General features: G+C 45.4%; 19 protein-coding genes. 11 read left to right on the top strand and 8 right to left on the bottom strand.

Going from position 1 to position 24,378, the window contains the following annotated elements:
• The first annotated feature begins 142 nt into the window (after positions 1–142).
• On the top strand, positions 143–2,287 hold the full coding sequence (locus tag R7035_RS09085; protein WP_186585434.1) for a TonB-dependent receptor: 2,145 nt from the start codon (positions 143–145) through the stop codon (positions 2,285–2,287).
• 618 nt (positions 2,288–2,905) lie between these two features.
• On the opposite strand, the gene R7035_RS09080 is transcribed toward R7035_RS09085, so the two are convergent.
• The 5 genes from R7035_RS09080 to R7035_RS09060 form a co-directional block, all read right to left on the bottom strand.
• Complete coding sequence (locus R7035_RS09080; protein ID WP_005373458.1) at positions 2,906–3,949, bottom strand: GMP reductase; 1,044 nt, start codon at positions 3,947–3,949, stop codon at positions 2,906–2,908.
• A gap of 436 nt (positions 3,950–4,385) precedes the next feature.
• Entirely contained in the window at positions 4,386–5,927 is a 1,542-nt protein-coding gene (locus R7035_RS09075) for a bifunctional ADP-dependent NAD(P)H-hydrate dehydratase/NAD(P)H-hydrate epimerase (RefSeq protein ID WP_064376236.1), read from the bottom strand.
• A gap of 86 nt (positions 5,928–6,013) precedes the next feature.
• Positions 6,014–6,451, bottom strand: coding sequence for a PAS domain-containing protein (locus R7035_RS09070; protein ID WP_005373463.1), 438 nt, complete (start codon positions 6,449–6,451; stop codon positions 6,014–6,016).
• Positions 6,451–7,455, bottom strand: a complete 1,005-nt coding sequence (locus tag R7035_RS09065) for a response regulator (protein WP_005373466.1) — start codon at positions 7,453–7,455, stop codon at positions 6,451–6,453. The genes R7035_RS09070 and R7035_RS09065 overlap by 1 nt, the downstream gene beginning before the upstream one ends.
• A gap of 367 nt (positions 7,456–7,822) precedes the next feature.
• Entirely contained in the window at positions 7,823–8,731 is a 909-nt protein-coding gene (locus R7035_RS09060) for an aldo/keto reductase family oxidoreductase (RefSeq protein ID WP_285400224.1), read from the bottom strand.
• Between the two features lie 95 nt (positions 8,732–8,826).
• Between R7035_RS09060 and R7035_RS09055 the strand changes: the two genes are divergently transcribed.
• Positions 8,827–9,240: a helix-turn-helix domain-containing protein gene (locus R7035_RS09055; RefSeq protein ID WP_005373470.1), complete on the top strand. Its 414-nt coding sequence runs from the start codon at positions 8,827–8,829 to the stop codon at positions 9,238–9,240.
• On the opposite strand, the gene R7035_RS09050 is transcribed toward R7035_RS09055, so the two are convergent.
• Positions 9,221–9,835, bottom strand: a complete 615-nt coding sequence (locus R7035_RS09050; protein WP_080773711.1) for a hypothetical protein — start codon at positions 9,833–9,835, stop codon at positions 9,221–9,223. The genes R7035_RS09055 and R7035_RS09050 overlap by 20 nt on opposite strands.
• 470 nt (positions 9,836–10,305) lie before the next feature.
• On the opposite strand from R7035_RS09050, the gene clcA reads away from it, so the two are divergent.
• Both clcA and R7035_RS09040 read left to right on the top strand, forming a co-directional pair.
• Positions 10,306–11,709, top strand: a complete 1,404-nt coding sequence (clcA, locus tag R7035_RS09045) for a H(+)/Cl(-) exchange transporter ClcA (RefSeq protein ID WP_042522660.1) — start codon at positions 10,306–10,308, stop codon at positions 11,707–11,709.
• 261 nt (positions 11,710–11,970) lie between these two features.
• Positions 11,971–12,918 (top strand): TDT family transporter, encoded by a 948-nt coding sequence (locus tag R7035_RS09040; protein WP_005373475.1) that lies wholly within the window; start codon positions 11,971–11,973, stop codon positions 12,916–12,918.
• A gap of 44 nt (positions 12,919–12,962) precedes the next feature.
• On the opposite strand, the gene folE is transcribed toward R7035_RS09040, so the two are convergent.
• Complete coding sequence (gene folE / locus R7035_RS09035) at positions 12,963–13,616, bottom strand: GTP cyclohydrolase I FolE (RefSeq protein WP_005373478.1); 654 nt, start codon at positions 13,614–13,616, stop codon at positions 12,963–12,965.
• Between the two features lie 287 nt (positions 13,617–13,903).
• On the opposite strand from folE, the gene moeA reads away from it, so the two are divergent.
• The 5 genes from moeA (at position 13,904) to R7035_RS09010 (ending at position 19,657) form a co-directional block, all read left to right on the top strand.
• The gene (gene moeA, locus R7035_RS09030; protein WP_017635208.1) at positions 13,904–15,139 is read left to right on the top strand and encodes a molybdopterin molybdotransferase MoeA; all 1,236 of its coding nucleotides are present in this window, start codon (positions 13,904–13,906) and stop codon (positions 15,137–15,139) included.
• Between the two features lie 9 nt (positions 15,140–15,148).
• The gene (gene moeB, locus R7035_RS09025) at positions 15,149–15,898 is read left to right on the top strand and encodes a molybdopterin-synthase adenylyltransferase MoeB (protein WP_206953447.1); all 750 of its coding nucleotides are present in this window, start codon (positions 15,149–15,151) and stop codon (positions 15,896–15,898) included.
• A 175-nt stretch (positions 15,899–16,073) separates the two neighbouring features.
• A complete protein-coding gene (locus tag R7035_RS09020; RefSeq protein WP_206953446.1) occupies positions 16,074–18,179 on the top strand; it encodes an LruC domain-containing protein in 2,106 nt (701 codons plus the stop codon).
• Positions 18,180–18,191: 12 nt separating this feature from the next.
• Complete coding sequence (locus R7035_RS09015; protein ID WP_169629067.1) at positions 18,192–18,686, top strand: hypothetical protein; 495 nt, start codon at positions 18,192–18,194, stop codon at positions 18,684–18,686.
• A gap of 140 nt (positions 18,687–18,826) precedes the next feature.
• On the top strand, positions 18,827–19,657 hold the full coding sequence (locus tag R7035_RS09010) for a sulfurtransferase (protein WP_042522665.1): 831 nt from the start codon (positions 18,827–18,829) through the stop codon (positions 19,655–19,657).
• 165 nt (positions 19,658–19,822) lie between these two features.
• On the opposite strand, the gene R7035_RS09005 is transcribed toward R7035_RS09010, so the two are convergent.
• Positions 19,823–20,824 (bottom strand): sugar-binding transcriptional regulator, encoded by a 1,002-nt coding sequence (locus tag R7035_RS09005; protein WP_005387670.1) that lies wholly within the window; start codon positions 20,822–20,824, stop codon positions 19,823–19,825.
• Between the two features lie 466 nt (positions 20,825–21,290).
• Between R7035_RS09005 and tal the strand changes: the two genes are divergently transcribed.
• Positions 21,291–22,241 (top strand): transaldolase, encoded by a 951-nt coding sequence (tal, locus tag R7035_RS09000; protein WP_005373488.1) that lies wholly within the window; start codon positions 21,291–21,293, stop codon positions 22,239–22,241.
• A 125-nt stretch (positions 22,242–22,366) separates the two neighbouring features.
• Positions 22,367–24,358 carry a transketolase gene (gene tkt, locus R7035_RS08995; protein ID WP_206953443.1) on the top strand — a complete coding sequence of 664 codons (1,992 nt, stop codon included), beginning with the start codon at positions 22,367–22,369 and terminating at the stop codon, positions 24,356–24,358.
• Positions 24,359–24,378 lie beyond the last annotated feature (20 nt).

The following is a 24,378-nucleotide window of genomic DNA, read 5'->3' as shown; positions in this document are numbered from 1 at the left end:
TAAATTACAAATGATAATTATTGATATTTACATTACTTCTTTGCGTGCTAGACTACCACGTAATTACAAAGTGCTCAATAATCGCTAGCTAAATCAATTTATTAACAAGTTTATAAAAGACAACTTTTAGTTGCAGGAAGCTATGAAACTCAAACTATCTAAGCTAAATATTGCAGTGGTAAGTGCAATTACTCTTTCACCTTTCGGCGTTTCAGCGGAAAGTAACGACCAAGTCCAAGCAATGGAAACAATGGTTGTTACCGCAAGCCGTTCTCAACAGCTGCTTAACGACGTTCCTCGCTCTGTGACCGTTATCGACCAAGCACAACTTCAATCTCAATTGAACCAAAGCCGCAGCATCAACGATGTGCTTTCAACCTTGGTTCCAGGTATGGGGACTTCTGTTCACGGTAACCTGAGCAGCAAAGGTCAAAACCAAATCCGTGGTCGTCGCGTTCTGCTATTGATTGACGGTGTTGCACAAAACAACAGCTTCCTAGATTTTGGCCAAGAGTTGTCGGCGATTGATCCGCAAAACGTTGAGCGTATCGAAGTTATCCGCGGTGGTTCTGCGGTATACGGCCTTGGCGCACAGGGCGGTATCATCAACGTGATCACCAAAATGCCAGAAGAAGGCGCAGTAGAATATCGCACTAAAGTTGGCACAAGCTTCCAAGAGTTTGGTAGCGATGCGTTCACTTGGAACGTTTACCAAGAAGCGACTGGCGGTGATAAGAAAGATCAATGGCGTTTAGGTCTGGGTTACGAGCAACGTGGCGGCAGCTACGATGCTAACGGTGACCGCCTACCTTCGGTAAACAACGAAGATGACATGGACAACCTAAACGTAAACGGCGTTTGGAACCGTAACATCGACGAAGATCGTTCACTGACTTTGACTGTTGGCGTTCGTAACATTACTGACAACGACGGCTGGTGTGCAGCGAATGGCGATGCAGCTAACGGCAAACCTGCCGAAGCGGTTCACTGTGGCCCAGGTTACAACAACGGCGTTGCAGGCAAAGATGGCGCGAAACCAAACGATGTGACACGTACGTTCGCTAACTACCAAGCGCGTTACCAAGATCTGGGCTTTAGCTTAGGTATGCTCGATGTAACGGGTTACTGGATGGCTCAAGATACTGAGACGTTCACGCTTGCGATGAAAGATAAGAACCCAAATTCTCCAACCTTTGGTCAAACGCTATATGGCCACAACGAGACAGATTTTGATCGTTTCGGCGTGAAAGCCAACATCTCTAGCCAAATTGATTGGGCATTCGTGACTTGGGGTATGGACGTTGAACAACAGTCGTTCAAACAGCCAAACAGCGTCGGTTTCTACAACAACACACCGGATGTAGAGCAATTTGCTATCGCACCATTCGCACAGTTCATTACTGATGTAAGCGATAACACAGTTCTTTCTTACGGTATCCGTTACGAGTACGTTCGCCTAAGCGTGGATGATTTCACGGTAGGTAACACGCACAACAATGCAGGTGATCAAGTTCAAGGCGGTGATCCGTACTTTGACGAGTTCCTATTCAACATTGGTGTGACACACGATCTGACCGACAACCACCAGCTGTTTGCATCTTTCGCGCAAGGTATGTCAACGAACGAAGCACTACGTGACATTCGTTCTGGCAACAGCTCAACAGTTGAAGGTGCTATCAAGCCAATTACTACTGACAACTACGAAGTGGGTGTGCGCGGTTTCCTTGGTGAAGCGGACTACTCTCTTGCAGCGTTCTACAGCGAATCTGACCTAGGTTCGACACTGAACGTAAACGAAGCCGGCGATGCGCTAGAAAGTACTCGTGCACCAGAAAAAGTTTGGGGTGCGGAAGCAACGCTTGGTTACAGCATTCTTGCTAACCTTCGTACAGACAGCACGATCTCTTGGCAAGAAGGTGAGCGTAAACTTAACGAAGACAGCGGCTGGGAACCACTAGACGGCACGCGTATCGCACCATTGAAAGTAACGTCTGTTATCAGTTACGACGCTTACGAATTCGGTCGCTACAACATGACGCTGGTTTACTCAGGCAACCGTGATAAAGAAGATGAAATCACTTCTGGCGCGAAATACGCAGTAGACAGCTACTTCGTTGCAAACGCTGGTGTGGACTACGATCTTCCGTTCGGTACGTTAAGCTTCGCTGTTGAAAACCTATTCAACGAAGACTACATGACGGCGTACGCGCAATCAGAGCGTAACAACTCACGTTACTACAACGCACCGGGTCGTCGCTTCCACTTGAACTACGAAGTGAAATACTAAACTTAAAACACAGAAAATGCGCTTAATCAGATTAAGCGCATGTCTTTCACTTCTACTGTTATATTCGTGATTTATTACCTTAAAATTCAAATTAGTGCCGGGTACTAGCTTTGTTTCCTAAATCAGGCAACTAAATCTTCAACCCATGAGCTGAGCAGCTAAGTTCACTCATATACTTAGGCTAATAGCCAGCCTCGCTACAGAACAACCAATTGGAAACACAACAACCAAGCTTTAATCACCCGCTGTTAACGGACATTTTTAATTAAGAGACGGTTCAGCTATGGAAGCAAATCAAGCAAGGGAACCAACCTGGAAGACCTCGCCTATTTAATGACTTAGCGATTACGATGGCTCCTATGGTTAAGCATGTATTTTCATTGCCGCTTAGTTAAGTTTGAGAAATTACAATGCTCAAGTTGGAAAAACCTACGCCATGATAGAAGTGTTAAACAAACTCACTTAGCTAGGTATTTCATCCTAAAGCAGATATAAAATAGCCCCTTCAAAAATGTCATAAACATAAAAAGCAATAGACTTATGAAGAGGCAATATCAAATTATGGTTGCACCAAATATCAATATATGGTTGCTTTTACACTTTTTACATTCAGTCGATTTACTCTTTACCGAACACGTTGTTCTCTTGTTCTTGAACGCGGATGAATGTAGTACGCTTGGTTAGCTCTTTAAGCTTTGCTGCACCTACGTATGTACATGTTGAGCGAACGCCGCCAAGGATGTCTTGAATAGTGCCGTGAACGCTACCACGGTATGGCAATAATACGGTTTTACCTTCAGCCGCACGGTAGCCAGCGACACCACCTGAGTGCTTATCCATCGCGCTCTTCGACGACATGCCATAGAATTTCATGAACTTCTCGCCGTCTTTCTCGATCACTTCGCCGCCTGACTCTTCGTGACCCGCTAGCATCCCGCCTAGCATTACGAAATCCGCGCCACCACCGAATGCTTTCGCTACGTCACCCGCACAAGAACAACCACCGTCACCGACGATCATGCCACCAAGGCCGTGCGCTGCATCACCACACTCGATGATTGCAGAAAGCTGCGGGTAACCAACACCCGTTTTTACACGAGTTGTACATACAGAGCCTGGGCCGATACCCACTTTAACGATGTCTGCACCAGCTAGGATTAGCTCTTCACACATATCACCAGTAACCACGTTGCCTGCAGAAATGACCTTGTCTGGGAACTCAGCTCGCACGCGTTCAACATACTCGACCAAATGCTCTGAGTAACCATTAGCAATGTCGATACAAATGAAAATAAATTCATCTGAAAGCGCCATGATGTCTTTGGTTTTTTGGAAGTCTGCGTCAGATGTTCCCGTAGACACCATAACGTTATTCATGGTTACTTTATCTGCTGATTTAGCAAACTCAGCCCAATCTTCTACCGTGTAATGTTTGTGAACAGCGGTCATTACACCATGCTCAGCCAGCGCTTTAGCCATTGCAAAGCTACCAACCGAATCCATGTTTGCTGCGATTACTGGCACACCAGACCATTGACGACCACTATGCTTGAATGTAAAATCGCGGGTTAAATTTACTTGAGAACGGCTCTTAAGGGTAGAACGTTTCGGGCGAAACAGTACATCTTTAAAACCTAACTTAAGTTCTTGTTCGATACGCATTGTGTAATTCCTTGATTCATATGTATATGTGTCATTCCAGAGTGCGTAGTGATTTCGTTGGCAGACGAGTTCACTGTTCTTCGGACACAAAAAAACCGGAGCGTTGGCAGACGCTCCGGTTTTCAGCATTATAGGCTGTGATTTATTTCCTACAAGTCTGATATTTGAATTTTTTTTGTGATACCATCTTGAAAATCGCATATCAAAAACGCTCCCCAAGTCACCAAAACCTCTTATTATTTATAACTATCAACAACTTGAGAAAGCACTTGAGTTAACCTATTGCGCAAACCTTTGCGTCATATCTTAAAAATTAAAACGCATCACCTCTCAAACCTGCCTAAAACTCAATCACCTAATACTAAGATGCCCTGCTAATTCGTAAAACAGTACTCAAAAAAATCGACCAATTTTCTCAGCAATGCATGAAATCTAATTAATTTCGATAGAGCTCTTGGGTGATAGCGGTACGAAGAGTGCTAACGACATCACTTGCCAAAAGACCAATTTGACCATTCTGACTCACGTTTATATCAGCAGCATGACTGTGAAGTACCACACCTAAACGTGCGGCAACAGAAATTGGTAAACCTTTGGCTAGTAATGCACCAATGACTCCAGATAACACATCTCCCATTCCCCCCGTCGCCATTCCGGCGTTACCCGCTAGACAGACGTACATTCTCGTTCCATCGTAAATAAGTGTCCCCGCGCCTTTTAAAACCACTACACCGCCATAACGCTCTTGCAGTTGTCTTGCAGCAGAGTATCGGTCACTTTCTATTTGTTGAATGGTTACATTTAGTAGTCGAGCAGCCTCTCCAGGATGCGGCGTGATCACTCGATGGTTGTCGTACACCAGAGTGCCATCGCATCGCTGGCTCAGCATCGCTAGAATATTGAGGCCATCAGCATCAACAACTTTAGGTTTCTGCTCTTGAGCCAGATATTGATAGGCTTGATAAGCCCACTCATCATCTCCAAAGCCAGGACCAAACACTAATACGTCAGCCCAGCGAATGCGTTTAGTTAAGTCGTTCTCAGTATCCCTGAGTAAGTCAGCGGTGATGCTCTGGCTCATTACTTCTGGGCAACCAACCTGCAGTGGAATAAGGCTACTCGTGTGAGTAATTGCGGCAGTTAAACCCGCTCCGGCTCTAATCGCAGCGGAGGAACATAAACGAATCGCTCCAGACATCCCTTGGTTGCCACCAACACAAAGCAACTTCCCGTTGTCACCTTTATGGACCGTTGGATTTGGCTTGGGCATTAATCTTGAAACAACCTGATGATCAATACCTAATGCACTTTCTACTTCGATAGTATCAAACTTAGTATTGACGCCTAAACCACAAAAGTAGAGCTCGCCAACGCGATCTCTCGCTTGTCCAGTGCATAAGCCTTGCTTAACCCCAATGAAGGTTACAGTATGCTCGGCACGAATAGCATCACCTAAAACTGCACCTGTATTAGCACACAGACCAGAAGGAATGTCGACTGCAATCACAGGGGCATGAATTTGATTAATTTGGTCAATATAGCGACGATACTCCGAACGAACCTCACCGCTTAAACCAGTACCTAACATGGCATCAATGATCACATCTGCTTCTAGCAATGCGGTATTCCATTCATCCCAATCATTGTTAACACCGTCGATTGACTGCCAATCTTGGTATGCGCGCAAAGCATCACCTTTTAGCGCAGATACATCACCAATTTGGAAAACATGTACATTGAGTTGAGCTTGTTTCGCAAGAGATGCAAATACGTAACCATCGCCACCGTTATTCCCTTTACCGCAAATCACTAGGATATTTTTTGATTTAGGATACAAATGTAAAAAGCGCTCATACACGGCCATACCAGCGCGTTGCATTAAGCTATACATAGAAACACCAGCCATTTGCGCAGCCAGCGTTTCACCGTTTTTTACTTGCTCTGCGGTGTAGAGTTTTAGGGCGAGATTAAAGTCCATATTCACGTTCTACGCATTGGGAAACACAATTATAAGTATACAAAAAAGCCAAGGCGGACCTTGGCTTTTGAGAAAGTTTTTTATCGCTATTGATTCTGAGACATCAGAGCTTCAGCCGTCGCGTCTTGTATAGACAAAAACAACGAGTTGATTTTTCCAGTCGGTGTGCGCATTGGGTTCAACGTAACATTCTGGTACATAAACTCCGCTTGCTGCGTAACTGGTCGAACATTACGACAGCAGAATAAGTAAGGTCGTTGTCGCCATGTGATGAAGCTGCGACAGCCTAGGTCATACACTGGTTTTGTTTTTAATTTAAACCACTCCTGTGGGATTTCAGGGAAGATATCAAATATAGAACGACCAATCGCATCATGAGACTGCAAACCACTGTGATGAGTCATAAACCCATTCCAGACCTGTACATTGTAATCTCGATCAATGACCACTAAGCCCATGTCGACGTTTTGTACCATATCCACCATCCAATGGAATTGTTCAAACTCTGCTGGCATATTCAACATTAGAACTCCTCCATTAGATAAGACAGTTTGTTATCAAGCAGCGGCAAGGATTCATCCACAAACATAAACAACAAGTCACAACGAATCGACGTTCCTTCAATGTTGTAGCTCACTTCGAATGTCATCGTGCGGCTGAATGCTCCAGTTGTAGATTCAATGATCGAGTCAATTGAGATATGCTGACCAAGGAGTACTGGTGGACTTTGGAAGAATCGGACTTCAGACTGCTCGCCTAAACCATTTAAGAACGACCCCACCAAAATATTAGAAATATCCATTAGCAGCTCAAGCTCTTCTAGCTCTTCGCTGTCTGCTGGTACTTTCATCAACTTTTTGAGATCAGATACGCTTGAATCACTCAAAATCACTAGCGCTTCGCCAGCAATACCTTCGCCACAAAATCCCTGACAAACACCCGATACGTTGTCATGCGACGCCAAGTCGCGTAGGGCCATGTGAAGTTCGCTCACTTCAAAGATATTGACGTTCGGCAGAGGTAGTTGCACAAACACATCAAAGTGACGCGCCAACGCATCGGCTGCTCGACCAATTGAAACGTTAGCCACTTCCATGTAAATATCGCGACGACGTAAAATCGGTAACTCAATAGAGACAGGCGTGATAATTTGAGGACGAGGTTCTGGCTCGACCAACTCTTTAAGCGCCTTCTTGAGTTCATCTTTGGCGATCGGTTTTTGAATAAACGCTTTTGCACCCAGTGCGAACACGCGCTCTTTCGCTTTAGGTTGGATATCCCCCGACACCACAACCACCGGAGTTTTATCCCCCAACCGTTGCATGTGCTCTAGTGTTTCAAAGCCATCCATTTCTGGCATGGTCAAATCAAGAAACATCAATTTAAACTCGTTTTTTTCGAGTTCTTCTAGCGCGTTTTTTCCGTGGATAGCAAACGTAATATCGGCATTCAATGTGGCTGGTAGTGATCTCGCCATCTGTTTGCGTGCTAACGCTGAATCATCACAGATGAGTACGGGAAAAGACATTCAATCACCTTTTTATATTCCACAATCTGCGCCGGAGTCTAACAGATTGTTACAGCATGTAATACGAGAAAACTGACGAGTTTTTTATTTCTTTATTATTCAATAAGCATACGCAATATGAATGAATGAGTGAACAAAATGACTAAAAAGCAAGCATCACATTCGCTGTTTAGTGACATAAAACAAACATGGGTAAAACTCCTCCACCAAAAGTAAGCAAAAAGTTGCAGCTAACATCCAAAGCCCATTTTTGCTCGAATTTCATTCTTTCCATTTCCATAATGGGTAAACAGTAACGCGCTAAAACTAAAAAGGCACCCTGCTAGAGGATGCCTTTAATAATAATTTCATCGATAAGATATCAATTCTATGGCACACCATGGCCTTTAGAAGCCACCCATACGCGATACCATTGCTCTCGAGTAAGTTCGATGTTCAATGCATTAACTGCAGTTTGCACACGCTCGATTTTACCAGAGCCAATGATTGGAATAGGGTTAGATGGCAAACGACGTACCCAGGCATAAATTACTTGATCAATACTCGCTGCGCCCACTTCTTCACGAATTGCTTCTAATTCGTTACGGACACGAACAGCTTGCTCACTGTCACCACTAAAAATTGAACCACCACCGAGGCAAGACCAAGCCATTGGTCGCGTGCGCAACATTTGCATTTGCTCAAGCGTTCCATCGTGTGCAACCTCAAAGTTAAGTGGGTTGATTTCCACTTGGTTAGTAGCCAACGGCTTACCTAAGCGAGATTGCAGCAGTTCAAACTGGCGTGGAGTGAAGTTAGACACGCCAAAGTGCTTCACTTTGCCGACTTTATGAAGCTCAGAAAATGCTTCTGCAACCTCGTCTGCATCCATTAATACGTCAGGACGATGAATTAAAAGTACGTCGATTTCATCCACATTCAAACGTTCTAACGAGTTATTCACCGATTGGTAGATATGTGCTGAGCTCGTGTCGTAGTGATTGATCTTACGCTCTGGCGTTTTATCGCCACACAAATTGATGTCGCATTTCGTCACGATCTGAATTTGCTCACGAACACTCTTGTCTAAAGCTAACGCTTCACCAAACAACGCCTCACACTCGTAATTACCGTAGATGTCGGCGTGATCGACTGTCGTAATGCCTAACTCAATGTGTTGCTTAAGAAATGACAAACGCTCTTGAGCCGTCATTCCCCACTCAACTGCACGCCAATATCCTTGAACCAGCTCTGAGAACTCTGGGCCTTTTGGTGCAGTTACTACTTTTGCAACCATGGGTTTTCTCCTTCAATTGATCTGCATTCATCGTAGTCTTGTTTTCGTACCGGCTCAACGGGTAAACTTTCGCAATTCGAACTGGAGTACGAAATATGTCTTTTGCCCAACGCCTAGCCACCCTGATCGGAGAAGAAAGCATCAGCGGGTTCGCTCGACGCGTCGATGTGTCTGAAGCTTTAATACGCAAATACCTTAAAGGCAGTGAACCTAGCCTAACCAAAGCAAATCAAATTGCAATGCGCGCCAATTGCTCTCTCGAATGGTTAGCAACGGGATGTGGTTATTTATATCGCCGTGCTGAAGTCGTGGATATGGATGCGTACAAACTTGCCTTTCAACACGTTATGAATCAGCCGTTGTCAGACGATGCAGAAGAGATACACCGCAAGCTAATTGCAGGCTATCAATACCTGCGCGCTCACAAAAAATCGGATGGTTTTTTGGATGAGTCTGCAATGGCGACCTTCCTATCTCTCCATAAAGAATCTAAAAACGAGTCACTTTGACCTCGATAATTTCGCCATCACTGCGCAATTGCACATTTAAGGACGGTGATGGCGTCAGAAACTCGTCCGGTTTTACCCAAAGCAAACTTCGAATCGTTTCTTGTGGATAGCGGTTCATCAACAAAACAACTTCTTTATCGACAAGTTCGGAAGATTTCTTTTCCAGAGCTTCAACGACATCATAGTGTTCTTGTCCGATAGTAACTCTGCGTAAAACTAACCCATCCTTTCTTAAGTTGAGAAGTAAGTCATTCAGACGCTGCCACTCGTATTCAGTGAGAAACGAGAACTGAGCACTTTCTCTTCTCAAAATCACTTCACCATACAAGTGCTGCTGGTAGTACGAAAAATCATCCAAACAAAATGCGCTGATAAACGTTGAGTTGTCTCGCAACTGCACTTCGCAACCATACCAGCTTCCACTTTTTTCTATACGTTCTTTTAAATTGGAATATGGCATTGCTGACAACGTGTCTTGCCACCAGCTCGGCGTTGAAAGTGCCGGAAACGTTACCGAACAACAACATAAAGAAAGTAAGAGTCGAAGATAAAAGCGCATGCACTGCTCTAGTTGGTTGACATCGAACCAAGACATTACTAACTGCAAGAAAATGTTCAAGAGAAAAATAGTGGCAGGTGGCGATGAAAGTTATGGTGATGAAAGTTATAACGCAGAAATTAAGAAGGCGCACATGTTCGTGCGCCTCTACCTCGTTACTCAATCGTGAGTGTGCGAATCGGCGATGTCTATTGATGCATCCCGAACATAAAACGAGGACTTACCGTAGGGTTTGAATCCATCCAAATTGTGTGTAAAACCTCACATCCCTCCTTCTGAAGCAGTCATGTTGCTTTACAATTAAAGCATGGTTCATTTTTCTCAAAAAACAAGTTTTTTATCCTAAATTATGAGAGCAATAGAACAATCTGAGTGAATGAATAATATCGCGACACTTCGAACACTCAATAGTGAAAAGCTAAATTGCATCTTTATTGATTAGGTCTAGACTCTGCGAAGCGTATACTTTCTTTCGTCCCTTCCCCCAGCAACAGGAGAGCTTTTTAATGACCAAACGCGAGAGAATTGTGAAATCTGTGTTGGCGCACGTACCGAAAGATGCGATTAACCAGTTTGTCTCTCGAGGGTCAACACCATTTTCTGTTCTCATTATGGCCGCCATTGTGGGTACGTTGGCTGGTTTTGTCGGTACGTATTTCGAGCTTGCCGTTCATTTCGTTTCTGAAACACGAACAGAATGGTTAAGAAGCGAAATTGGTAATGTTCTACCGTTGTGGCTGGCAGCGGTTCTCATTAGCGCACTTTTAGCTTTTATTGGCTATTTTCTTGTGCACCGCTTTGCGCCAGAAGCGGCAGGTTCTGGTATTCCTGAAATCGAAGGGGCAATGGATAATATTCGTCCAGTGCGCTGGTGGCGAGTTCTACCAGTAAAATTCTTCGGCGGCATGGGCGCACTTGGCTCAGGTATGGTGCTGGGTCGTGAAGGCCCAACCGTTCAAATGGGGGGCGCTGTTGGTCGAATGGTGACCGATATATTCCGCGTAAAGGATGACGATACCCGCCACTCCCTGCTCGCTTCTGGTGCTGCTGGCGGTTTGGCTGCGGCTTTTAATGCCCCACTCGCAGGCATTATGTTCGTTGTGGAGGAAATGCGACCTCAGTTTCGCTACTCTTTGATCTCAATTCGCGCAGTGATCATTTCTGCCATTATGGCGAACATAGTGTTTCGCGCCATCAACGGGCAAGACGCCGTTATCACTATGCCGCAATACCAGTCGCCAGAGCTTCAAACCCTATGGCTGTTTTTATTGCTTGGCGCATTGTTTGGCGTGTTTGGCGTGATCTTCAATAAACTGATTACCGTGGCACAAGACCGTTTTGTCGCAATTCACAAAAACGATCGTAAGCGCTACTTGATTGTGGGTTCGTTACTGGGAGGCGTGTTTGGTTTGCTTCTTTTGTACGTACCCCAACTAACTGGTGGTGGTATCGGCCTTATTCCTGACATTACTAACGGTAACTACTCGGTATCCATTTTAGTTTTGCTTTTCTTTGGTCGTGTAATTACAACCCTGCTCTGTTTTGGTTCTGGTGCGCCGGGAGGCATCTTTGCACCTATGCTTGCTCTGGGAACCTTATTTGGCTATGCGTTCGGATCAAGTGCTGATGTCTTGCTCCCTGCGCTTGATATCGAGCCTGGTGTATTTGCGATTGCGGGCATGGGGGCCCTGTTTGCTGCAACGGTACGTGCACCGATTACTGGTATTCTGTTAGTGATTGAAATGACGAATAACTACTACTTAATCCTGCCATTGATCATTACTTGTTTGGGCGCTGTGATTATTGCTCAATTGTTGGGTGGACAACCTATTTACAGCCAGCTGCTGCATCGCACAATCAAAAACGAAAAGTTACGCCAACAGGATCTACCGGAGAATCAATCAACATAACATTCTCTTTGTTATCACTTCGCTCCAGACTATCGAAGGGTTTGGAGCGATAAACTCTGCATTTTTGCATCTTTTCCCAAATATTCGATACCAAACTCACAAAATTATCATTCTCTGATATTTGCTCACCACCTTTCATGAGAAACCCCTCTCCATACTTGTTAGTATTCGCTACCTAAATAGAGCATTTCATCCAAATCGTCATGTTTTGTTTCATTCAGGCAAAAATCAAATGGAGTAGATTTGAACTGGAGAAGACTTGTGCAGTTTTATAGTGTCCCGCCGTCTCAAGCCGCGTTGGCACTAGGTATGATAGGTTTAGGGCAAGCTTGGGCACTCTATGTTCCTGAGATTGGTGAACCGATACGCCCATTTTTAGCGTCACTCGGCGCACTTTTACTCGCCCCTGTACTCATAAAATATGCCGCGAATCCACGATTATTCATGGTCGACATTCGTCACCCACTGAGTGGTAGTTTAATGGCACCAATGAGTATGGCGTTACTGATCCTTGCAGATTATCTTGCCGCTGTAGCACCTATCATCGCTTATCCACTTTGGTTTATGGCGCTTTTGCTGCATTTTACTATGATGGTGCTGTTTTTTAGCTTTCAGCTAATGAACTTCAAAATGTCCAATATCGTACCGAGTTGGTTTCTTTATCCGGTGGGGCTAATCAGTAGTTCACTAGCCGGTTCTCAACTAGGTCACAACTTATTCTCCGAAACGTTAGCGATGATGTGCATCGGCATTTATTTCTTCATGCTGCCACTCGTGTTGTATCGTTTAGTGTTTTTCGGCTCTCTACCAAGGCGAGCAAGACCAACCCTCGCGATTATGGCCGCGCCGGTAAACTTGTCATTAGCAGCATACTTGGTGAACTTTCCCTTACCTGATCCGATACTGACAGGCGCATTGGCAGGGATCGCCATCACTATGACGTTATTGATCTACTTATGTTACTTCCGCTTACTTCGCTTGAAGTTTCAACCTTCTATCGCGGCAGTAACCTTTCCTTCCGTGATCAGCGCTATCGCAATGCATCGCTTAACCTCTTTTTTTGCCGAATCGCACCCTCACTGGCACTGGCTGCACGACTTTGGTTTTCTAGAGCTCAGTATCGCGACTGTATTGGTTGTTTGGGTATCGGCAGGTTACGTCAAAATGTATTGGCCAGAAATCATGAAGTCATTTTCTAAACAAGCATAAAAAAGGATGGCGTTTGCCATCCTCTTAGAATAGTGCTTGGTTACCTAACGTAAACCATGCAGAAACTCGGCACGCGTTGCTGGGTTGCTTTTGAAGATACCGCCCAATGCTGTTGTCGTGGTTTCGCTGGTTGCATCCATCACACCGCGAGATTTCACGCAGTAGTGTGTTGCGTCAATCGTCACTGCCACATCATCGGACTCAAGCAACGTTTGAAGTGCAACAAGAATTTGCTGAGTCATACGCTCTTGAACTTGTGGACGCTGGGCAAAGAAGCGAACGATACGGTTGATCTTTGACAGGCCAATGATCTTGCCACGTGGAATGTAAGCCACAGCAGCCTTGCCATCGATGGTCACAAGGTGGTGTTCACAAGTACTGGTCACTGTGATGTCCTTCACGCGAACCATCTCGCTCACGTTCATCTTGTTCTCAATCACCGTGATTTTAGGAAAGTTGGAGTAATCCAGACCAGAGAAGATTTCGTCAACGTACATCTTAGCAATGCGGTGAGGGGTTTCTTCTAGGCTATCGTCAGTGAGGTCAAGTTGAAGTAGACCTAAGATCTCACGCATGTGGTGTTCGATCTTCTCTTTCTTCTCTTCACGACTTACGTTGTTTGGACGCATTGGCGTTTCCAAACCGCGTTGCTCTAGCGCTTCTTTTACTAACTTCGCTGACTCGCTAAGACCTGACATTCCACTTCCTCTTTTGTTTTACTTCAGCCTTCGTACAAACCCAATCAAAATTGCATTCATACTTTTCGCTTTGAGTTGCTCAGTTCGTGTCTTTACACCAAGTCACATCAGATGAAGGTACTGAGCTGATTTTCTTGAGCTCCGCAGGTTTTTTACCCCTTTTGGATGGCTGACAAGGATACTCGGATTTTTGAATAATTACACCCATATTTTATAGGTGGACATTCTTACTCAGTCCCCTTTTATGGTAAAGTTGCCACAAAACAAAAGAACACAGGATTTTCTCAATGGGCTGCTGCGACGCACCTGGCTTGATGCCAATTGAAGAAGCGATGGACAAAATGTTATCGCGAATCAAACCTATCCAAACAACGCTTTCCCTTCCACTTGCTGAAGCACTCGGTTTTGTACTGGCAGAAGATATCTTGTCTCCTATCCACGTACCGCCATTCGACAACTCAGCAATGGATGGCTACGCTATTCGCATTCAAGATCTTGAGTCATCTTCTGTATTGCCTCTGGCAGGTAAATCATTTGCAGGACAACCTTTTGAAGGTGAATGGCCTCAAGGTACCTGTGTTCGCATCATGACTGGCGCAAAAATCCCACAGGGTTGTGATGCCGTTATCATGCAAGAAAACACTGAAGTAACAGATGCTGGCATTCAGTTCAACCAAACCGACGTGAAGCCACAAAACAACATCCGCCCAACAGGTGACGACATCAAACAAGGCGACATCGTACTGGCAAAAGGTGCACGTTTGACACCTCGCGATATTCCGATGATTGCGTCGCTTGGTGTTAGCCATGTGACAGTAGTACGTAAGCCAAAAGTTGCTTTCTTCTCTACTGGTGATGAACTTAAACCACTGGGCGAACCGCTAGACGAAGGTCAGATCTACGACAGCAACCGTTACGGTATTAAACCACTTATCGAGAACTTCGGTTGTGAAGCCGTTGATCTTGGCATCATTCCAGATTGCCCAGAGACTCTGAAAGCAACCTTTGAACAAGCGCAAACATTGGCAGATGTGGTTGTGACCTCAGGCGGTGTTAGTGTGGGCGAAGCGGATTACACCAAAGACATTCTTGAAGAGCTTGGTGAAATCGGTTTCTGGAAGTTAGCAATCAAGCCGGGTAAACCTTTCGCATTTGGTAAGCTAAGTACAGCTTGGTTCTGTGGGCTGCCGGGTAACCCTGTTTCTGCAGTTCTTACTATGTACGTGCTTGTTCAACCAATGCTGGCAAAACTTGCAGGCCATACAGAATGGAAAGCACCCGAATCTATTCCAGCAACAACCAAAACCGCCTTTAAGAAAGCGCCAGGTCGTACCGATTACCAACGTGGTATCTATACATTGGAAGATGGCAAGTTTGTCGTTGAAACAACCGGTAACCAAAGCTCTGGTGCATTCCGCTCAATGAGCCTAGCGAACTGTTTTGTTGTATTGGAACGTGAACGCGGCCGAGTTGAAGTGGGCGAAACGGTTCAGATTCAACTATTCAACTCAACCCTTTACTAGGAAGACGTTGTGGATATTCTTTCCGATCAGGAAATGTTGCGTTACAACCGCCAAATCATTCTTCGTCAGTTTGACTTTGAAGGACAAGAAGCACTCAAACAAGCATCGGTATTGATGCTTGGTGCTGGCGGTTTAGGCTGCGCATCAAGCCAATATTTGGCGACTGCTGGTGTCGGTAAAATCACGCTGATTGATGATGATATCGTCGAGTTGTCTAACCTTCAGCGCCAAGTGCTGCACCACGATGCGGATATTGGTCGTAAGAAGGTAGACTCGGCGGCCAATGCGCTACGCGAACTTAACCCGCACATCATTGTAGATACCATCGCAAAGCGTCTTGATGATACAGAGCTAAAAAGCTTGATCGAACAGCACACTATTGTTGTCGATGCATCAGATAACGTCGATACGCGCAATCAACTTAACCGCCTATGTTTTGCGACCAAAACACCGCTGATTTCAGGCGCGGCCATTCGCATGGAAGGCCAAGTGAGTGTGTTTACTTACGACGACCCAGCGCAACCATGTTACCAGTGCTTAAGTGCTCTCTTCGGCAGCGATGCGCTAAGTTGTGTCGAAGCTGGAGTAATGGCGCCTGTTGTGGGTATTGTTGGCGCAGTGCAAGCGATGGAAGCGATTAAAGTGATTGCTGATTACGGCCAACCAAAGAAAGGAAAAATTCTGATTTTGGATGCGCTCAGCATGTCTTGGCGAGAAATGAATCTGATGAAAATGCCCTCCTGTCCGGTTTGTAGTTAGTTCTATACCTCTAATCATTCCCAAAAAGCCCAACTCGATGTTGGGCTTTTTCTCATTTTGACAATCAGATTTACAACCCTTCTTCTTACAAATCTTAGCTCTATAAAATTCAACAACTTAAAAGTTGGCACATTCCTTTCATTGCATATATCACGAACCAATGAGAGGGCGAATTATGAAAAGGACATCACTACTACTTGGGTCTCTAATAGCGAGCGCTTACGCACAAGCGGCGCCATTTGATACGTGCCCAAGCCAAGCATACCTGTTCCAATCAACCCCGGTTCAAATCTATGGCGTCAATTTGGTTACAGGCTCTACGACTCTTTTAGAGGACGACACAGGTTTGGCTTCGGGCATCAACGGTGTAGGCTTTAACTTCACTGACCGTTATATCTACGGCTACGACACCACAAACAAAAAGATTGTTCGTCTTGGTCAAGACTTCCAAGCAGAGACACTTGATGTTTCGGGTCTTCCTACCGACCACACGTTTTACGTAGGTGACGTTTACAACCACGTCTACTACTTGTACCGCAAAGGCAAAGGACTTTTCTCCATTGACCTTTCTCCGCTCGATTCTGATCCAAATGCGACATTGAGCATCGTGAAAATCAGCTCAACAACGACTGTGAACCTAACCGACTTTGCATTTCATCCAGGTGATGGCTCCCTTTACGGCATCGACAACAACTCTGGTGTGCTATATCAGTTCAACCCATCAAATGGTAGCGCAACTGCGATAGGTGACACAGGTGAGAAAGGCACATTTGGTGCTGGCTACTTCGATGTAAACGGCAACTACTACGTGTCACGTAACCAAGATGGCAAAATCTATCGCGTTGACCTTTCGGAAGGTAACGCAGCCAATATCGCAGCAGGTATCGTTCCTGCGGTTGAGTTTGTATCCAACGGTCCAAGCTCAAGCCAAAATGATGGCGCACGTTGTGCAAATGCTCCGGTGATTAACGAAGACGAGCCAATTGATTTCGGTGATGCTCCAGACAGCTACCACACAACACTTGCGTCAAACGGTCCTCGCCACGAAGTCGACGGTGTAACTTGGCTTGGTTCAGTCGCTCCTGATGGTGATGCCGACGGTCAAGCAAACGACAACTCTGTGGGCACAGCCGATGAAGATGGTGTTGGTTTTGTATCCGCACTTGACCCAGGCTTAAGCTCAATTGTGAATGTGACTGCTTCTACTTCTGGTTACCTATCAGCATGGTTTGACTGGAACCGCGATGGTGACTTTAATGATGAAGGCGAACAAGTCTTTACTGACCAACTACTGTCTGCGGGTAATAATCCCCTACCGTTTGTCGTTTCAACCGCTGCAACGCAAGGGTCTAGCTGGAGCCGATTCCGCTTTAGCCAACAAACCGGATTAAACTACGATGGTGGTTCGACATCTGGTGAGGTGGAAGATTACCCAATTACCATTACTGGTAATGGCTACTCAGTGGAATATTTCCCGAGTGCAGAAGATTACGCCACCGTCGCTTACGAAGATAACTGGCCATACACCGCAGACTACGATATGAACGATGTGGTCGTGAAATTCCGCATCACTGAAACCAGTCTTGCTGGTCATGTTGAGAATATTCAAATTACTGGTGACCTAGCGGCTTACGGCGCAAGTTACAAAAATGGCTTCGCAATCCGACTACCGGGTGTTTTGAGAAGCTCGATTGAAAATGGATTAACGACGCTATCCTTCAATGGTGTAGAACAAGCATCTAATGGCTTGGAAAGTATTTCTGATGAAGCCATTTTCATCATCAGTGAAGACTTAAGCACACACGCGGCGAGCAGCTGTAGCTACTTCCGTACCGAGTCTGGCTGTGATGATAACGTTTCACTCACCTTTACCTTGAATGTGTACTTCACTGAAGGCTCTGACCGTTCAGCAATTCAAGCCATGCCATACGACCCGTTCATCTTTGCAACACCGGGCACTTACCATGGCGATGGTATTACTTTCCAACCAGGGCGTAAGTGGGAAGTTCACTTAGCAGACCAAGCACCAACAGAACAGTTTGATGACCAAAACCTCTTCGGTGTCGGCGTCGATGCAAGTGACCCTGCGCAAGGTGTGTACTTCAAAACAGCAAACAACTTACCTTGGGCACTGTTGATAGTAGAGGATTGGGATTGGCCGCTAGAGCGTGTAGACATGGTCGATGCATACCCTCAATTCCAAACTTGGGCTGAGTCTGGTGGCGAACTAAGCACAGATTGGCACACCTCTCCAACACCTAACAAATGCTACATTCCATAGGGAGATAACATTATGAAAGCACTTATCACAATCATCATGGGATTAGCACTAATGGCTTGTGGCGGAGGCGGCGGTGGTGGTAACAGTACACCACCTCCACCAACCCAAACCACGGTGCCAGAGGAAGATACTACCCAGCAGGAAGAAACTACTGAAGAAGAGACAACGGTAACAGTGGAAGATGCAACCATGCATGATCTAGTAGTACCAGATGGCTTTAGCTACAACCCAGTGACGGAAGGTACGCTCAATGTAGACATCAGTGGTTTCTCTTCACAACGAGCACACCTAAGCGTGTACAAAGAGTTTGTCGAGAACAGTTCAGGTAACTACGATGCAAAATACCCAAGCAAAGTCGCATCGGTTCCACTCAACAATGGTACAGCAAATGTCGACTTTAATGTTTCTGATAGCCAAGGTAGCCTACTTGTTGAAATTTGGTTCTATGACGGTAGTGACCCAATTCAGAAAGTGATTACTTCTGGAGACAACACTTGGACCATGTAACTAGATAGATTGAAGGCATAGCGAAAGCGCCCCTTCATCATAAATCTTCAATCTCAAGCTTAAAAATCGCATCGTTCTTTTGAACATGCGATTTTTTTGTTGTAAAACAGTAAGATTATCCACCTAACAAACTAAAGACAATGCAAGCACTGATTAGTACTGATGAACTCAATAGCCTTCTCGGCCAACCTAACGTCAAGCTCCTCGACGCTAGTATTGCGTTTCAAATCCCTTCTGAAGGCAAAAAGATTCAAGATAAGTGGATTCCAAATACTTTACGCTTTGATTACGACAATGACTTTTGCTTACCCGGTTCTTCTCTGCCGCATATGATGCCAACAGAAGAAGGCTTCAACCAAAGTGCGAAACAACTCGGTTTGAACAACGAAGATTTGATTGTGGTTTACGACAACTCTGGCACTTTAGCCGCGCCAAGAGCTTGGTGGATGTTCAAAGCTATGGGACATGATAATGTTCGAGTCTTAAACGGCGGTCTTCCTGCTTGGATTGAAGCCGGATTTCCTGTCGAAAGTGCCCTATCGCAACCAAGCGAAAAAGGTAACTTTGCGGGTAAGCTCAATCAAAATGCCTTTTTGAGTGCACAAGATGTTCTTGCTCATTCCACCAATAAAAGTGCAAATATCATCGATGCCAGAGCCAAAGCACGCTTCCTTGGTGAAGTGCCTGAGCCACGAGAAGGTCTACGTAGTGGGCACATTCCAAATTCGGTTTGCTTACCGTTTCAAGAACTCTTAACCAACGGTCACATTAAACCAAATTCAGAGTTGCAACAGATATTTAGCGCACTAACGATAGATAGTGACACTTCAATTATTTTTAGTTGCGGCTCCGGTGTGACCGCATGCATTTTATTACTCGCGGCGTATCAAATTGGTCTGGACAATCTGTCGGTGTACGACGGTTCTTGGACCGAATGGGGTGCAGACCACTCTCTACCTATCGAGCGTTAAGACAAGTGTCTGTTTAACAAAGTATCTTACGTTTATCTAAAGATGATGTGTTCCAATATACTAAACGCAGCTTCTAAACCAAACTTGTCATTTCGAAATAGAAACTGGCTATGAGTGATTTGTCACCCCTCATAGCCTGACTACATCAAAAGCCGACTATTTCCGTTAGCGTTCAGATGTCGCGTTGCCATGCATTTGCTCATCTAAGTTGAGCACGGTTAATGCGTTGCTAACGCTCGTGGCGATCACGTCTATCGCTCCAGTTCTTAATGCTCCGAGTAGAGCGAGTGGCTTGCTGTTCTCAGCTGCGATCGCAATGACTTCCGAGATCGGCCGAAACTCTTCAATACCAAGTCCAATTACTCGGTCACTCATTACCGTGTTCGCTACATTACCGTGAATATCAAAGAAGTCATAACCTGCAAAATCCCCTACCACACCTTGTTGAAGTCTCGACTGAACCACTTCATCAGGCGTAAACCAACCTAAGTCGACCATGTAACTGTTTTCGCTCATGTCACCAATACCAACCAAAGCGACATCGGCTTTACGTGCTAGGTCGAGCGTTTGTTTCACGGTTGCATTTTGCATAAAGGCCAACTTCTGTTCTCTGTTTTCTGCGTAAGCCGGCGCATAAAGTGTTTCAGAGGTCCCCCCATATTTCTTCGCCAACTGACGACAAATATGGTCGGCGTTATACATACCGCCACGCGGATGAATACCACCAATGCCACACACAAATTTACAATCACGCGGCGTAATAACACCAATATGGTGAGCGACAGACGACACGTTGCGCCCTTGTCCGACCGTCACCACCATGCCGTTTTTGAGCGTGCTAGTGAGATAATTGGACACCAATCCCGATACCTGTAGTCGTTGCGCTTCTTCATTCGGTTGATCAAGAGCAACAAGCGCGCGCTTAACGCCGAATCGCTCGATCAAACGTTGTTCAATCTTGGCGCTGAACACCGGATGGTATTTAACGGTAATTTCAACAATGCCTTCATCACGCGCCTGCTTGAGCATTCGCCCGACCTTTGCGCGTGATATGGCAAATTTTCTCGATATCTCTTCCTGAGTCGCACCGTCTTGATAATACGCGACGGAAATCTCTGTCAACAAATCCGTGTTTTCAATGGAAATATCTTGATTAGAACTGCTCATGGTTTCTCTCGCCCTTTAAGAGGATCGATATTGTATGCAATAAGTGAACATATGCTCATTGACTTAGCATATGTTCTTTATCAATTTAAACGCTACATTTGCTCATCGCAATAACATTTTCTCACTACAATTTTTTACCCTCTTGGACAACGCTCAAGCTTTGAACAATAAGGGCAAACGTTTATTTGGGTTAACCACTAAACACACAGTAAAAAAACGTTGATGAAGTTCACTATAAGTCCATTTCAGCGATTGACTTTCAGCATAGATAGGATAAATATGGACACATCATTTACTCAGCTATCGATCAAATGTTCATAGCATTTGTTCGGTAACGAAATTTTCCGTAGTTGGCTGAGCAGATGTCTCATTAAATGCGATGAGACGGTTAGCTAACTCGCTTGCAAATGCACAAGCTGTGATAACAAAAATCACGCTTAAGCCCATTTAAATAGGATGATCGATTATGAGCAACAAGTTAGAGCAACTTCGTAAACTAACGACTGTAGTAGCAGACACTGGCGAAATTGATGCAATTAAAAAGTATCAGCCAGAAGACGCAACAACTAACCCTTCTCTTATCCTTAAAGCCGCTCAAATCGCAGAGTACGCACCTCTAATCGATGCTTCAATCGAATACGCTAAAGCACAGAGCAACGACAAAGCTCAACAAGTTCAAGATACTTGTGACATGCTTGCAGTAAACATCGGTAAAGAAATCCTAAAAACTATCCCAGGTCGTATCTCTACAGAAGTAGACGCTCGTCTATCTTACGATATGGAAGGCAGCGTAGCGAAAGCTCGTCAACTAGTGAAAATGTACAACGATGCTGGCATCACTAACGACCGTATCCTTATCAAACTGGCTTCAACTTGGGAAGGCATTCGCGCAGCTGAGATCCTAGAAAAAGAAGGCATCAACTGTAACCTAACGCTTCTATTCTCGTTCGCTCAAGCACGTGCTTGTGCAGAAGCGGGTGTATTCCTAATCTCGCCATTCGTTGGTCGTATCATGGACTGGTACAAAGCGAAAGAAGGCCGTGACTTCGAAGCTCAAGAAGATCCAGGCGTACTATCTGTAACTAAGATCTACAACTACTACAAAGAATACGGCTACAAAACTGTAGTTATGGGCGCAAGCTTCCGTAACATCGGTGAGATCTTAGAACTAGCTGGTTGTGACCGTCTAACTATCGCTCCTGCTCTACTTGCAGAACTAGAAGCAGCTGAAGGTGAAGTAGTTGAGAAACTAGTTGATTCTAAAGGCGCAGCTGAGCGTCCAGCACCAATGACTCACGCTGAGTTCCTATGGGAACATAACCAAGACCCAATGGCTGTTGAGAAGCTGGCTGAAGGTATCCGCAACTTCGCCGTTGACCAAGGCAAACTAGAAGCGATGATCGAAGCTAAGCTTTAATTGCTTACCAAAAGCGAGTAGCCCGTCTACTCGCTTTTACCATCAACACTATTTTCAAAAAATTCTATTTGAACTTGTTTCGGCGAGTTCCCTCTATTTAAATCAAATATCGAGAAGTAATCACTATGGATCGTAAACATCTAGCAAATGCAATCCGTGCGCTAAGCATGGATGGTGTTCAACAAGCTAACTCTGGTCACCCAGGTGCACCTATGGGTATGGCTGACATCGCTGAAGTTCTTTGGCGCTCTCATCTAAACCACAACCCATCAAACCCTGAGTGGGCAGACCGCGACCGTTTCGTACTGTCTAACGGCCACGGCTCAATGCTGATTTACTCTCTACTGCACCTTGCAGGTTACGAGTTGTCTATCGACGATCTGAAAAACTTCCGTCAGCTTCACTCTAAAACTCCTGGTCACCCAGAGTACGGTTACGCGCCAGGAATCGAGACCACAACGGGTCCGCTAGGTCAAGGCATCACTAACGCGGTTGGTATGGCTCTAGCTGAAAAAGCGCTAGCAGCACAGTTCAACAAAGAAGGCCACGACATCGTTGACCACTTCACTTACGTGTTCATGGGCGACGGCTGTCTGATGGAAGGTATTTCGCACGAGGCATGTTCTCTTGCAGGTACTCTTGGTCTAGGCAAGCTGATCGCATTCTGGGATGACAACGGCATCTCTATCGACGGTCACGTTGAAGGTTGGTTCTCTGACGACACACCTAAGCGTTTCGAAGCTTACGGTTGGCACGTAATCCCAGCAGTAGATGGCCATGATTCTGAAGCAATCAACGCAGCGATTGAAGCTGCAAAAGCGGATCCTCGCCCTACTCTAATCTGTACTAAGACTATCATCGGTTTTGGTTCACCAAACAAATCTGGTTCACACGACTGTCACGGTGCACCACTAGGCGCTGAAGAAATTGCAGCAACACGCAAAGAACTAGGTTGGGAGCACGGTCCTTTTGAAATTCCGCAAGAAGTCTACGCAGAATGGTCAGCGAAAGAAACAGGCGCAGCTAAGGAAGCAGCGTGGAACGAGAAATTTGCAGCTTATGAAGCAGCGTACCCTGAGCTGGCAGCTGAATTTAAACGCCGCGTAAACGGTGAGCTTCCTGCACAGTGGGAAGAAAAAGCAAGCCAAATCATTGCTGATCTTCAAGCTAACCCAGCAAACATCGCATCACGTAAAGCGTCTCAAAATGCTCTAGAAGCATTTGGCGCTCTACTACCAGAGTTCATGGGTGGCTCTGCTGACCTAGCACCTTCTAACCTAACCATGTGGTCTGGTTCTAAGTCTCTAGAAGCAAGCGACTTCTCTGGTAACTACATCCACTACGGCGTACGTGAATTCGGTATGACAGCGATCATGAACGGTATCGCGCTACACGGTGGTTTCGTTCCTTACGGCGCAACATTCCTAATGTTCATGGAGTACGCACGTAACGCAATGCGTATGGCTGCGCTGATGAAAATTCAGAACATCCAAGTGTACACGCATGACTCTATCGGTCTTGGCGAAGATGGTCCAACTCACCAACCAGTTGAGCAAATGGCATCGCTACGCCTAACACCAAACATGAGCACATGGCGTCCATGTGACCAAGTTGAGTCCGCTGTAGCTTGGAAACTAGCGATTGAACGTAAAGATGCACCGACAGCACTGATCTTCTCTCGTCAAAACCTTGCGCAACAAGAGCGCGCAGCAGAACAAGTAGCAGACATCGCGAAAGGTGCTTACATTCTGAAAGATTGCGAAGGCAAGCCAGAGCTAATCCTTATCGCAACAGGTTCTGAAGTTGAACTAGCAGTAGAAGCAGCAGCACAGCTAACTGCTGAAGGTAAGAAAGTACGCGTTGTTTCAATGCCATCAACAGATGCATTTGACAAACAAGACGCCGCTTACCGTGAAGCTGTACTGCCATCAGACGTAACAGCACGTATCGCAATTGAAGCAGGTATTGCTGACTTCTGGTACAAGTACGTAGGCTTTGACGGTCGCATCATTGGTATGACTTCATTCGGTGAATCTGCACCAGCTGGCGAACTATTCAAAATGTTTGGTTTCACGACTGAAAACGTAGTGAACACAGCAAAAGAGCTACTCGCGTAATTGCAGTAAAAAGATAGTCA

The sequence above is a fragment of the Vibrio sp. 1731 genome (assembly GCF_033339955.1).
Taxonomy (GTDB): domain Bacteria; phylum Pseudomonadota; class Gammaproteobacteria; order Enterobacterales; family Vibrionaceae; genus Vibrio; species Vibrio alginolyticus.
The sequence above is the reverse complement of the archived record's forward strand: the minus strand, read 5'-3'. Positions and strand labels throughout refer to the sequence as shown.